This is a genomic window from Bradyrhizobium sp. SZCCHNGR1005, from assembly GCF_032489995.1.
Classification (GTDB): Bacteria; Pseudomonadota; Alphaproteobacteria; order Rhizobiales; family Xanthobacteraceae; genus Bradyrhizobium.
This window is the reverse complement of sequence record NZ_JAUEZC010000003.1, coordinates 394,297-407,760: the sequence shown is the minus strand read 5'-3', so window position 1 is coordinate 407,760 and position 13,464 is coordinate 394,297. Positions and strand designations below refer to the sequence as shown.

General features: G+C 62.8%; 11 protein-coding genes. 9 read left to right on the top strand and 2 right to left on the bottom strand.

The features are described 5' to 3' along the window. Positions 1-200 precede the first annotated feature (200 nt). Positions 201-1,055, bottom strand: coding sequence for a xanthine dehydrogenase (locus QXZ85_RS14290; RefSeq protein WP_315704683.1), 855 nt, complete (start codon positions 1,053-1,055; stop codon positions 201-203). A gap of 500 nt (positions 1,056-1,555) precedes the next feature. On the opposite strand from QXZ85_RS14290, the gene QXZ85_RS14285 reads away from it, so the two are divergent. From QXZ85_RS14285 to QXZ85_RS14255, 7 genes are all read left to right on the top strand, one after another. Further along, positions 1,556-2,401 carry an SDR family oxidoreductase gene (locus QXZ85_RS14285; protein WP_315806731.1) on the top strand — a complete coding sequence of 282 codons (846 nt, stop codon included), beginning with the start codon at positions 1,556-1,558 and terminating at the stop codon, positions 2,399-2,401. A gap of 298 nt (positions 2,402-2,699) precedes the next feature. Further along, positions 2,700-4,439, top strand: a complete 1,740-nt coding sequence (gene nifA / locus QXZ85_RS14280; protein WP_315704682.1) for a nif-specific transcriptional activator NifA — start codon at positions 2,700-2,702, stop codon at positions 4,437-4,439. Positions 4,440-4,753: 314 nt separating this feature from the next. Beyond that, complete coding sequence (locus QXZ85_RS14275) at positions 4,754-4,948, top strand: 4Fe-4S dicluster domain-containing protein (RefSeq protein WP_008961670.1); 195 nt, start codon at positions 4,754-4,756, stop codon at positions 4,946-4,948. A 39-nt stretch (positions 4,949-4,987) separates the two neighbouring features. Continuing rightward, positions 4,988-6,499 (top strand): Fe-S cluster assembly protein SufB, encoded by a 1,512-nt coding sequence (sufB, locus tag QXZ85_RS14270; protein WP_315704681.1) that lies wholly within the window; start codon positions 4,988-4,990, stop codon positions 6,497-6,499. A gap of 36 nt (positions 6,500-6,535) precedes the next feature. After that, positions 6,536-7,297 (top strand): Fe-S cluster assembly ATPase SufC, encoded by a 762-nt coding sequence (gene sufC, locus QXZ85_RS14265; protein ID WP_315704680.1) that lies wholly within the window; start codon positions 6,536-6,538, stop codon positions 7,295-7,297. Between the two features lie 5 nt (positions 7,298-7,302). Further along, positions 7,303-8,628: a Fe-S cluster assembly protein SufD gene (sufD, locus tag QXZ85_RS14260; protein ID WP_315704679.1), complete on the top strand. Its 1,326-nt coding sequence runs from the start codon at positions 7,303-7,305 to the stop codon at positions 8,626-8,628. A 3-nt stretch (positions 8,629-8,631) separates the two neighbouring features. Continuing rightward, entirely contained in the window at positions 8,632-9,873 is a 1,242-nt protein-coding gene (locus QXZ85_RS14255) for a cysteine desulfurase (protein ID WP_315727679.1), read from the top strand. A gap of 169 nt (positions 9,874-10,042) precedes the next feature. Here QXZ85_RS14255 and QXZ85_RS14250 read toward each other — a convergent pair whose 3' ends face one another. Then, positions 10,043-10,501, bottom strand: a complete 459-nt coding sequence (locus QXZ85_RS14250; RefSeq protein ID WP_315727680.1) for a SufE family protein — start codon at positions 10,499-10,501, stop codon at positions 10,043-10,045. A gap of 437 nt (positions 10,502-10,938) precedes the next feature. Here QXZ85_RS14250 and nifH point away from each other — a divergent pair, with 437 nt between their 5' ends. Both nifH and nifD read left to right on the top strand, forming a co-directional pair. Then, the gene (gene nifH / locus QXZ85_RS14245) at positions 10,939-11,835 is read left to right on the top strand and encodes a nitrogenase iron protein (protein WP_315704635.1); all 897 of its coding nucleotides are present in this window, start codon (positions 10,939-10,941) and stop codon (positions 11,833-11,835) included. Between the two features lie 75 nt (positions 11,836-11,910). Further along, entirely contained in the window at positions 11,911-13,413 is a 1,503-nt protein-coding gene (nifD, locus tag QXZ85_RS14240) for a nitrogenase molybdenum-iron protein alpha chain (protein WP_315704963.1), read from the top strand. Positions 13,414-13,464 lie beyond the last annotated feature (51 nt).

The window sequence follows — 13,464 nt, the reverse complement described above, 5'->3', positions numbered from 1 at the left end:
AAACTGGACCGGGCCTCATGGTTCGAGACGTGCCGCAAGCGGCGTTCCTCACCATGAGGGGCTGTCATTTTTGCCCCAAACCAAGCCCTCGTCTTCGACTGCCTGGCAGCGAACGGAGAGCAGTCCAGAATGATGCGTTACCTTCTGCCGGCCTCATCGCGACGCGCCTCAGCGCCACGTGGTTCTCTGCGCGATCCGCATCAGTCCGTCTTGGCCGGCGCGGCGAGATCGTGCGCTGTGTCGACGGCGTGCTCCGCCGCATGCTGCTGGGCGACGGCGAGCGTCGCTGCCGCGATCGCCTGTCCGCGATCGTCGATCCCGGTCCATTGCGCATGTCGGCCGCGCGGATCAATCTCCAGAAGCTTGATGCCTGCGGGCACGTCGCTGCCGTCGCGGACGATGCCGCGCAGAACGCCGTCATACGGCGCGACAAGGGCGGTACCGGACAAGTGGCCGACGACGAAACCCTTGTAGATGCGCGTGCCGATTTCGACCGGCGTGTGCCAGCGGCCTTCATAAGGCGAGTAGACGAAACGCTCGGCGCCCACGCCACCCAACCGCGGCGGCACGCCGTCGGCCGCGGCCGTCCAGCCCTCACGCACGATCAGGCCGCTTTGCCCGGGCTTGGTTTCAATCGCGACATCGCAGTTGGCCGAGGGCGAGAACCCCGGTCCCAATCCGATCGAGAAACGGGTGATCCCCCTGAGGTCCGGAGTGATGTTGCGCCGCTGCATGCGCGCATCCACGAGCAGGTTGATCTCGCCCACTGGGAGCAAGTCGAGGAGACCAAGCCAAGTGACGAGGACGTGCCGCGGCGCGCGCAGTGCCTTGAAGACATCCATGCTGCCCTCGATGCGCTCGCCGATCACATTTTCGACCCGCGCGAAATCCGCAAACAGCGCATCGTGGAACGCCATCTTGCGGCGCATGACGGGCGGATTGGGATCGTGCGAGAGCACCACGCAGTAGCCTGCGCGATGCAGATGGACGGCGATCGCCGATGCAATTTCGTTCGTGCCGAGAATGACGGCGAGCCTGACGGCGCTCAATCCCATCGAAAAAAGGCCCTGCAGCGTTCAGCGTCTGGCCGGCCGGACAGACGGCGGCAGTGTTGTTGGAAAGTTGGTTGTGAGAACTTGATTGTCAGAATGAGAGCAAGAGTTGGACCAGCTCCGTGGAGCTCGGAGAATGTGCCTTACGTCAATGGGTTATGCGAATTGCCGCCACGACGGCGTCGCTCTTGATGTCTGAAACCGGCCAAGCTGTCGTGAATCCGACAGCGATGGCTGCTCGCGCGTGTTCCGGCGCCGACATTCACTCGTGCTCAGAGCTGCGCTTCGGTGGCGCGAAAGCGCAGGAGCTAAGCGACTGTTATGAGTAGCTGTTGAGGATTGGATGTTCGTTTTCGAAGTTCCAGCGGCAGTTCGCGAAACTCAAGCTCACCGCACCAGCGTCGTCTTTTGCTGGCCCAAATCCTGCAGCACTACCACAAGACCACCGAGCAGCCTCTCAGGGGCGAGGATCGGTCGCCTGGAGCGCAACACCGGGAGCGCGTGTGAGTCTCGATCTCGAACAAGGCGAACGACAAGCCGAAGCCGAGTCTGGTTCGGCTGCTTTGCTATGTCCGTTCCATGGCGCCGCGTCTGTCGGCACGGGAGCGCGGCAAGAGCAGAAGACGATGGTGCTGACCGGCGGCTCACGCGGGATCGGGCACGCCACCGCGAAATTGTTTTCGGACGCCGGCTGGCGGATCATCACCTGCTCGCGACAGCCGTTCGACGGCGGGCGCTGTCCGTGGGATGCAGGCCCTGACAATCACGTCCAGGTCGACCTGAGTGACCGCCAGGCGGTGCCGCGTGCCATCGCTGATATCAAGGCGCGCTTGGCGGGTGCCCCGCTGCATGCATTGATCAACAATGCCGCGATCTCGCCCAAGGCGACGGACGGCTCCCGTCTCGATTCGCTTTCGACCTCGGTCGAGGCTTGGATGACCGTCTTTCACGTGAATTTTCTCGGGCCGATTTTGCTCGCCCGCGGGCTGTTCGAGGAACTCAAGCTCGGGCAGGGCGCGGTGGTCAACGTGACCTCGATCGTCGGCTCTCGTGTCCACCCCTTCGCCGGCACGGCCTACGCCACTTCGAAGGCGGCGCTCGCCTGTCTCACCCGCGAAATGGCTCACGACTTTGCGCCGCATGGCATTCGCGTCAACGCGATCGCGCCGGGAGAAATCAAGACCGAGATGGTGTCGCCGGAGACCGAGGCGCGGTTTTCGCCGCTGATCCCGATGCGCCGGATCGGCCTGCCGGACGAAGTCGCCAAGGTGATCTTCTTTCTCTGTTCCGATGCCGCCAGCTACGTGACCGGCGAGGAAATTCAGATCAACGGGGGGCAGCATCTTTAGTCGCAGCTGCGAACCATTCTGAATTCCGCGAAGGACCGGCACGACAATCCGATCGATACCATCGGCCGCCTTTATTGCTCGGCAATGATGCGCTGCGGCCGAGGCTGCAGCCCTGCGCCCGCTCGAACTATTAATGCCCTGATAGCTTTGCGACTTTTCTGGTCGGTATCTGCCCACTCATTCTACGGCAGTGCAGCAAAGTTAGGCACGACAATCAGTTGCGGATGAGAGAGGATGTTAGAACATCTACAAAATCGGGCGATCCGAAGGAAGCGTCCGTGACGATAGAGATGCGACCATGATCCAATCGGAAGCACTTAAGGTCGAAGCTCAAGACGCGCGGTCCAATGCAGCTCCCATCCCGCTGAGCGAGATCGCGCTGACCGGCATCTTCGAGATCTCGAAAATCCTGGCCGCGCCGACCCGGCTTGAAATCACCCTCGCCAATGTCGTCAACCTGCTGCAGTCGTTCATGCAGATGCGTCACGGTGTGGTGTCGCTGCTGGCTGATGACGGTATCCCCGACATCGCGGTGGGGGCAGGCTGGAGCGAAGGCAGCGATCAGCGCTACCGCGAACGCCTGCCGCAGAAAGCCCTCGATCAAATCGTCGCTACGGCGGTGCCGCTGATCGCCGAGAACGTCGCCGACCATCCGGCCTTCGGCGAAGCCGACGTGACCATCCTCGGGGCCGGCTCCGACGTGCGCGTGTCGTTTCTCGGTGTTCCGATCCGGATCGACCAGAAGGTGGTGGGTACGCTGACCATCGACCGGGTCTGGGACGGCCGATCGATCTTTCGTCTCGACGCCGACGTGCGCTTCCTGACAATGGTTGCGAACCTGATCGGCCAGACCATCAAGCTGCATTGCGTGGTGGCGCGCGACCGCGAGCGGCTGATGGCTGAAAGCCACCGGCTGCAGAAAGAGCTGTCGGAACTGAAGCCTGCGCCGAAGGACCGCAAGAAGGTCCTGGTCGATGGGATCGTCGGAGACAGTCCGGCGCTGCGTGCCCTGCTCGAGAAGATCAACGTGGTGGCCAAGTCGAACGCGCCGGTCTTGCTGCGCGGCGAGTCCGGTACCGGCAAGGAATTGGTCGCGAAGGCCATTCATGAGCTGTCGAGCCGAGCCAAGCGCCCCTTCATCAAGATCAATTGCGCGGCGCTGCCGGAGACCGTGCTGGAATCCGAATTGTTCGGACATGAGAAGGGCGCGTTCACCGGCGCGATCAACTCACGCAAAGGCCGCTTCGAGCTGGCCGACAAGGGCACCTTGTTCCTCGACGAAATCGGCGAGATCTCGCCGGCGTTCCAGGCCAAGCTGTTGCGCGTGCTGCAGGAGCAGGAGTTCGAGCGGGTCGGCGGCAACCAGACCATCAAGGTCGATGTGCGCATCGTCACCGCGACCAACCGCAATCTGGAAGAGGCCGTGTCGCGCAACGAATTTCGCGCCGACCTCTATTACCGGATCAGCGTCGTGCCGATCAAGCTGCCGCCCCTGCGCGAGCGGCGCAGCGACATTCCCCAGCTGGCGCGCGAGTTCCTGCGACGCTTCAATTGCGAGAACGAGCGCGACCTGAACTTCGACGTCAGCGCTATCGATGTGCTGATGCATTGCGGCTTCCCCGGCAATGTTCGCGAGCTCGAGAACTGCGTGCAGCGGACCGCGACCATGGCGGCAGGCCCTTCGATCGTGATGGATGATTTCGCCTGCAGCCGAAACGAATGCATGTCGGCGATCCTGTGGAAGGGCAACACCGTGACCCCGCCACCGCCCCGTGCGCAGCCGATGGTGCCGTTGCCGATTCTGCCGCGTGCGACCGCGCCGGTCGAAGTCACGGCGCCGACAGTGCCCATGGACGGCATCGATGGCGAGACCATCGAGATGGTGGGCGAAGGAGCGGGGCTCGAGCGCGACCGCATCGTCCAGGCGATGGAGCGTTCGGGCTGGGTGCAGGCGAAGGCCGCGCGGTTGCTCGGCCTGACGCCGCGCCAAATCGGCTACGCGCTGAAGAAGCACAACATCGAGGTCAAGCGGTTCTGATCCGCGCTGGCACGAGCGCGTGCCACGCGCGTCGTCGGCGTTCCCGACTTGCTCCAGAGATTCACGCGCCAGCTTGCGTTGGCGCGTGATTTTTTTGCGCACCAAGTTACGCAGATCCGACATTGTACCAGAGTTGTTGGCCGCGAATGACTGCGCTGTCGGACTTGCGACATGTCGGGAGCGCGACAGCTTGGCGGCTCCGAAGTAATCAGGAATAACCTTGCGATATCAGACGTCTGGCGTCTGGCATGCGGCTTGAAAGACCTCTTCGCGAATGACGTCGTCCGATGTCGCAAAATCGCGGAGAGCGGTTCATGGCCTACAAGATCATCGCGTCGCAATGCACGGTCTGCGGTGCCTGCGAGTTCGAATGTCCGAACGCAGCCATCCGGCTGAAGAACGACATGTACATCATCGATCCCAAGAAGTGCACCGAATGCGAAGGTCACTTCGACGCGCCGCAATGCGCCGCGGTCTGTCCGGTCCCAGATACCTGCGTGCCGGCCTGACGCAAGCGGAGTGACGAGGGAAAAGAGGCGGAGTGACGCATGGCAGCCGTTCAGGAGACGATCGATCGGGTCAAGGACATCGATGTCGATCAGTATCGGTACGGATTTGAGACCGTCATCGAGTCGGAGAAGGCCCCCAAGGGGCTTTCGGAAGACACCATCCGCTTCATTTCGGGCAAGAAGAATGAGCCGGCGTGGATGCTGCAATGGCGGCTGGACGCCTATCGGCGCTGGCTGACCATGGAGGAGCCGACCTGGGCGCGCGTCGGCTATCCCAAGATCGACTATCAGGATCTCTATTACTACGCCGCGCCGAAGCCGAAGAAGCAGGTCGCCTCCCTCGACGAGATCGATCCGGAGATCCTGAAGACCTATGAGAAGCTCGGCATTCCCTTGCGCGAGGTCGAGATTCTCGAAGGTGTGCAGCCGTCGGCCGCCGGCGATGGTGAGAGTGAGCCGGCGGCGCCGCGCAGCAAGATCGCGGTCGATGCCGTTTTCGATTCGGTTTCCGTGGCCACGACCTTCAAGGAAGAGCTGAAGAAGGCGGGCGTGATCTTCATGCCGATCTCGGAAGCGATCCGCGAATACCCCGAGCTGGTGCAGAAGTATCTCGGCAGCGTGGTGCCGACCTCGGACAATTATTTTGCCACGCTCAATTCGGCGGTGTTTTCGGATGGCTCGTTCGTCTACGTGCCCGAGGGCGTGCGTTGCCCGATGGAGCTTTCGACCTATTTCCGCATCAACGAACGCAACACCGGGCAGTTCGAGCGTACGCTGATCATCGCCGACAAGGGCGCGTATGTGAGTTATCTCGAAGGCTGCACTGCGCCGCAGCGCGACGAGAACCAGCTGCATGCGGCGGTGGTCGAGCTGGTCGCGCTCGACGACGCCGAGATCAAATATTCGACGGTGCAGAACTGGTATCCGGGCAATGCCGAAGGCGTCGGCGGCATCTATAATTTCGTCACCAAGCGCGGCGATTGCCGTGGCCCGAATTCCAAGATTTCCTGGACGCAGGTCGAGACCGGATCGGCGATCACCTGGAAATATCCGAGCTGCATTTTGCGCGGCGACAATTCGCGCGGCGAGTTCTACTCGATCGCGATCTCCAACGGCTTCCAGCAGGTCGATAGCGGCACCAAGATGATCCATCTCGGCAAGAACACGTCGAGCCGGATCATCTCCAAGGGCATCGCGGCGGGCAAGTCGCAGAACACCTATCGCGGCCTGGTGACGGCCCATCGCAAGGCTAGCGGCGCGCGCAACTTCACCGCCTGCGATTCGCTGCTGATCGGCGACAAATGCGGCGCGCACACCGTTCCCTATATCGAAGCCAAGAACTCCTCTGCCGTGTTCGAGCACGAGGCGACGACCTCGAAGATCTCCGAGGACGTGCTGTTCTACTGCGTCCAGCGCGGCTTGAGCCAGGAAGAGGCGGTCGGGCTGGTCGTCAACGGCTTCGTCAAGGACGTGCTGCAGCAGCTCCCGATGGAGTTCGCGGTCGAAGCGCAGAAGCTGATCTCGATCTCGCTCGAAGGCTCGGTCGGATAGGCCGCCACGCGGCAAGGTGAAAAGAAGGAGTGTTCGATGACGGCCCTGCTCGAAATCAAGGGACTCCACGCCGAGATCGCCGGTGGGCGGAAGATCATCCAGGGGCTGGATCTCACCGTGAACAAGGGCGAGATCCACGCCATCATGGGGCCGAACGGCGCTGGCAAGTCGACGCTCTCTTATGTGCTCGCCGGCAAGCCCGGCTACGAGGTGACCGCGGGCGAGGTATATCTCAACGGCGAGGACCTGCTGGCGATGGCGCCGGATGAGCGGGCCGCCAAGGGCGTCTTCCTCGCATTCCAATATCCGCTGGAAATTCCCGGTGTGGCGACGCTGACCTTCCTGCGCGCGGCCTTCAATGCCCAGCGCAAGGCGCGCGGCGAGGAGGAGCTATCGTCGCCCGATCTGCTCAAGCGGGTGCGCGAGGTCGCCAAGACGCTCAACATCGATGCCGATATGCTGAAGCGGCCGCTCAATGTCGGCTTCTCCGGCGGTGAGAAGAAGCGCAACGAGACGCTGCAGATGGCACTGCTGCAGCCGCAGCTCTGCGTGCTCGACGAGACCGATTCCGGCCTCGACATCGACGCGCTGAAGGTGGTGGCGAACGGCGTCAATGCGCTGCGCTCGGCCGAGCGCGGCATGATCGTGATCACCCATTATCAGCGGCTGCTCGACTACATCGTGCCCGATATCGTGCACGTTTTCGCAGCCGGTCGCATCGTCCGCACCGGTGACAAGGAACTGGCCCGGGAGCTCGAGGCGACCGGCTATGCGCAATATCAGAGCGAAGCGGCATAACGACCATGGGCATTGCCATCCGCAAGACCAAGGCCGAGTTGGGACTGGCCGACCTCTACCAGACCGCGCGCAAGTTTTTGCCGGGTGGCGAGGAGATCACCGCGGTCCGCTCCGCCGCCTTCGACCGCTTCAATGCCGTCGGCCTGCCGCATCGGCGAATCGAGGCCTGGAAATATACCGATCTGCGCGGGCAGATGAAGGAAGCCAAGCGGCTCGCCTCGCTCCCGGATGACGCGGCCAAGGCCAAGGCTCGCGAGGTGCAGGACCTGTTCGCCGGTGTGGGCTTCCGCCGCCTGATGATCGTCGATGGCGCATTCGTTCCGGAACTATCCGATCTTGCCGATCTCGAAACCGGTCTCACCATTCACGCGATGGCGGATGCCTTGGCATCCGACCAGCCGCTGCTGTCGCAGCGGCTCGGCGCCGTCGTTCCCGAGGACGATCCGGCGCTGGCGTTGAACGCGGCGCTGGCCGGCAACGGCGTCGTGATCTGTGTTGCTCCCGGAGCTGCGCTGGCGCGGCCGATCCATGTGGCGTTCGTGACGACCAATTGGGTGGCGACCTCGATGTTTACCCGCTCGCTGGTCAATGTCGGCAGCGGGGCCAGCGCGACCATCGTCGAGACACATCAGGGGCCGGATGGCTCGGACTACCAGGTCAACACCGCGATGCAACTCGTCGTCGGCGATGAGGCACGTGTCGACCATATCAAGGTGACGCGCGAGGGGGATGGCGCGTTGCATGTCGCTTCGCTGCTGGCGAATGTCGGGGCGCGGGCATGCTTCAACCAGCTCGGCTTCGTGCTCGGTGGCGCGGTTGTCCGCAATCAGCTGTTCCTGCGGCTGGCGGGCGAGGGCACGATCGTCGACATCAAGGGCGCGAGCCTGCTCAAAGGCACGCAGCACGCCGATACGACCTTGGCGATCGACCATGCCGCGGCGGAGTGCCAGAGCCGTGAGACTTTCAAGGCGGTCGTCGGCGACCGTGCGCGGGCCGTGTTCCAAGGCAAGATCACGGTCAGCCCGGGTGCGCAGAAGACCGATGCCAAGATGATGTCGCGCGCGTTGCTGCTGTCCGATGAGGCCGAGGCCGACAGCAAGCCGGAGCTCGAGATCTTCGCCGATGACGTGCAGTGCGGCCACGGCACCACGACCGGTGCCATCGACGAGGAGCTGCGCTTCTATCTGATGGCGCGCGGCATCCCCGAGAAGGAGGCGGAGGCGCTGCTGATCCAGGCCTTCGTCGGCGAAATCATCGAGGGGGCGGCCGACGAGCAGGTGCGGAACGCCCTGACCGACGTGATGTTGGGCTGGCTTGGGCGACGGGAGTAGGCGATGCATGCGGCGGTGAACGGAGACAGCTACGACATCAGCCGCATCCGCGAGGATTTTCCGATTTTAGGCCTGCAGGTGCACGGCAAGCCGCTCGTCTATCTCGACAATGCCGCTTCGGCGCAGAAGCCGAAGGCGGTGCTTGAGCGGATGAACCAGGTCTACACGTCAGAATACGCCAACGTGCATCGCGGGCTGCATTACCTCGCCAACGCCGCGACCGAGGCTTATGAAGGCGCGCGTGCCAAGGTCGCCGCGTTTCTGAATGCCGCAAGTCCCGAGGAGATCATCTTCACCCGGGGGGCGACCGAAGCGGTGAACCTGGTCGCGCAGACGTTCGGACGCGAGCGGATCGGCCCGGGCGACGAGATCGTGCTCTCGATCATGGAGCACCATGCCAACATCATCCCTTGGCATTTCCTGCGGGAACGGCAGGGCGCGGTGCTGAAATGGGCGCCCGTCGACGATGACGGCAACTTCCTGATCGATGAATTCGAGAAGCTGTTGACCCCGCGCACCAAGATGGTGGCGATCACCCAGATGTCGAACGTGCTGGGGACGGTGGTGCCGGTCAAGCAGGTGATCCAGATCGCGCATGCGCGCGGCATCCCGGTGCTGGTCGACGGCTCGCAGGGCGCCGTGCATCTCGAGGTCGACGTCCGCGATCTTGATGCGGATTTCTACTGCATCACCGGCCACAAGATCTACGGGCCGACCGGAATCGGCGCGCTCTACGGCAAACGCGAGCTTTTGGCGGCAATGCAGCCGTTCAACGGCGGTGGCGAGATGATCCGTGAGGTCAGCCGGGACTGGGTGACCTATGGCGACCCACCGCATCGCTTCGAGGCCGGCACGCCGCCGATCGTCGAGGCCGCGGGCCTCGGCGCCGCCATCGACTACGTCGCCTCGATCGGCAAGCAGCGGATAGCAGCGCATGAGCGCGATCTCGTCACTTACGCGACCGAGCAGCTGCGCGAGATCAATTCGCTGCGCATCATCGGCAATGCAGCCGATAAGGGCGCGATCGTCTCATTCGAGATGCAGGGCGCGCATGCGCATGATTTTGCGACCGTGATCGATCGCTCGGGTGTGGCCGTCCGCGCCGGCACCCATTGCGCGATGCCGCTCCTGGAACGGTTCGGCGTGACCGCGACGTGCCGGGCGTCCTTCGCGATGTACAACACCCGCGACGAGGTCGACGCGCTGGTGCGCGCGCTGAAGAAGGCGCAGGAATTCTTTTCCTGAATGACGAAGGCTGACGCTTTCGACTTGCGTGATCGACGCACGCATCCTTTGACAAGCTGAGATAGTCGCCGCGGCTCATTGCGAGCGAAGCAATCCGGTCTATCCACCCGGAAATGCCTGGATTGCTTCGGCGCAAGAGCGCCTCGCAATGACGGAACTCTCGTATGATCTAAGCCCCCGCCAGCGCCGCCTGTGCGTCGGTCTTGATGCGGGAGACCATCGAGCGGAAGCCGTTGGAACGCTGCGGGGTCAGATGCTCGCGCAGGCCGAGCTTCTCGAACAGCGCGACCGGATCGGCGCTCAGGATCTCCGAGGCCGAGCGTCCCGAGACCATCGCGAGCAGGATCGCGACCAGCCCGCGGACGATATGGGCATCGCTGTCGCCGACGAAATCGAGCACCGGCCCGTCCGGGCTGCGCTGCACGGCGGTCGCAAGCCACACCTGGCTGGTGCAGCCTTGCACCTTGTTGGCATCGCTGCGCTCGGCATCGGATAGCGGAATGAGCCCGCGGCCGAGCTCGATCACGTAGCGGTAGCGATCGTCCCAATCGTCCAGGAGCGAGAAGTTTTCGATGATGTCCTCGATATCGGGCAGGCCGGCGGCGGCAGTTTGGGCCATCTTGAGCATCGCAATCTCCTCGTCATCGCTTCATGCCGAGGCAAGCAAACTCCATACCGTGTGCGGAGCCGAGACCGGGTTGGATGCGCGGCCGCTCTCGACGGGCCGGTGCCGAAACGGCTCAAACGCACCGCCAGACGCTGTTGTGTCGTTTCGGACAGCGCGCTTCCGGCGCGTCGGGTGAGGGCCTTCGATGTCGGGTTTGCAACAACCTGTTTCGCACCCGAAGTAATTTCGCATCTCCTTATAACTGCGGGTGTTTTAACGATTTAGTCGCTCTGGCACGTCGGTTGCAAAACGGGTTGCCAGGCAAAGGTTGAGGGCTGAGTGCACGCCGACGCTTCGGACGAGCGATGCTCTCCTTCCCAATAACCCGTCTGCCGGTTCGAAGAGAGAGGACGCGGTCTCGTCATGCCAGGCGCATGCGGGACATTGGCAATCGGTTGATGGAGAGCAGAATGTCACTGCGACAAATCGCATTTTACGGCAAGGGCGGCATCGGCAAGTCGACGACGTCGCAAAACACGCTGGCGGCGCTGGCCCAGATGGGCCACCGGATCCTGATCGTCGGCTGCGACCCGAAGGCGGACTCGACCCGCCTGATCCTGCACGCCAAGGCGCAGGACACGATCCTGAGCCTGGCGGCTGCGGCGGGCAGCGTCGAGGACCTCGAGATCGAAGAGGTGATGAAGGTCGGCTATCAGAACATCCGCTGCGTCGAGTCCGGCGGTCCGGAGCCGGGGGTCGGCTGCGCCGGCCGCGGCGTGATCACCTCGATCAACTTCCTGGAAGAGAACGGCGCCTATGAGGACATCGACTACGTGTCCTACGACGTGCTCGGCGACGTGGTCTGCGGCGGCTTTGCGATGCCGATCCGCGAGAACAAGGCGCAGGAAATCTACATCGTGATGTCCGGCGAGATGATGGCGATGTATGCCGCCAACAACATCTCCAAGGGCATTCTGAAGTACGCCAATTCGGGCGGCGTGCGCCTCGGCGGCCTGGTCTGCAACGAGCGCCAGACCGACAAGGAGCTGGAGCTGGCGGAAGCCCTGGCCAAGAAGCTCGGCACCAAGCTGATCTACTTCGTGCCGCGCGACAACATCGTGCAGCATGCCGAGCTGCGCCGCATGACCGTGCTGGAATATGCGCCGGATTCGGTTCAGGCCGGCCACTACCGGGAACTCGCGACCCGGATTCACAACAATGCCGGCAAGGGCATCATCCCGACCCCGATCACGATGGACGAGCTCGAAGACATGCTGATGGAGCACGGCATCATGAAAGCGGTCGACGAGTCCCAGATCGGAAAGACTGCCGCCGACCTCGCCGCAACGGCTTAAATCCAAACAGGCCGCCCGGCCCTTCGCGAGAGGGCCGGGTGGATGTCCGCAAATCGTATCATCGAGGAAAGCCAGATGAGCGTCATCGAGAAACAAAGCGTTGCCGAGATCAAGGCACGCAACAAGGAATTGATCGCAGAGGTCTTGAAGGTCTATCCGGAAAAGACCGCCAAGCGTCGTGCCAAGCACCTGAACGTGCATGAGTCCGGCAAGTCCGACTGCGGCGTCAAGTCGAACATCAAGTCGATCCCCGGCGTCATGACCATCCGCGGCTGCGCTTACGCCGGTTCGAAGGGGGTGGTGTGGGGTCCGATCAAGGACATGATCCACATCAGCCACGGTCCGGTCGGCTGCGGCCAGTACTCCTGGGCGGCCCGCCGCAACTACTATATTGGCACGACCGGTATTGACACCTTCGTGACGATGCAGTTCACCTCCGATTTCCAGGAAAAGGACATCGTCTTCGGCGGCGACAAGAAGCTTGCCAAGATCATGGACGAGATCCAGGAGCTGTTCCCGCTCAACAACGGCATCACCGTGCAGTCTGAGTGTCCGATCGGCCTGATCGGCGACGACATCGAGGCGGTCTCCAAGAGCAAGTCGAAAGAGTATGACGGCAAGACCATCGTGCCGGTCCGCTGCGAAGGCTTCCGCGGCGTGTCGCAGTCGCTCGGTCACCATATCGCCAACGACGCGATCCGGGACTGGGTGTTCGACAAGATCGCCCCGGATGCCCCGGCGCGCTTCGAGCCGTCGCCCTATGACGTCGCGATTATCGGCGACTACAACATCGGCGGCGATGCCTGGTCGTCGCGCATCCTGCTCGAGGAGATGGGCCTGCGCGTGATCGCCCAGTGGTCTGGCGACGGTTCGCTCGCCGAGCTGGAAGCGACGCCGAAGGCGAAGCTCAACGTGCTGCACTGCTACCGCTCGATGAACTACATCTCGCGCCATATGGAAGAGAAGTACGGTATTCCGTGGTGCGAGTACAACTTCTTCGGGCCGAGCAAGATCGCGGAGTCGCTGCGCAAGATCGCCAGCTATTTCGACGACAAGATCAAGGAAGGTGCAGAGCGCGTCATCGCCAAGTATCAGCCGCTGATGGACGCCGTGATCGCGAAGTACCGGCCGCGCCTGGAAGGCAAGACCGTCATGCTGTTCGTCGGCGGCCTGCGTCCGCGTCACGTGATCGGGGCCTATGAGGACCTCGGCATGGAGGTCGTCGGAACCGGCTACGAGTTCGCGCACAATGACGACTATCAGCGCACCGCCCAGCACTACGTCAAGGACGGCACGCTGATCTATGACGACGTCACCGGCTATGAGTTCGAGAAGTTCGTCGAGAAGATCCAACCGGATCTGGTCGGTTCGGGCATCAAGGAAAAGTACGTATTCCAGAAGATGGGCGTACCGTTCCGCCAGATGCACTCCTGGGACTACTCGGGTCCCTATCACGGCTATGACGGGTTCGCGATCTTCGCCCGCGACATGGACATGGCCATCAACTCGCCGATCTGGAAGATGGCCAAGGCTCCCTGGAAGCAGGCGCCGAAGCCGTTCCTGCAGGCAGCCGAGTAACCGCAACTAGCTCCACGGCCCGGCCCTCCATCGGCGGAGGGCCGGTGCTCC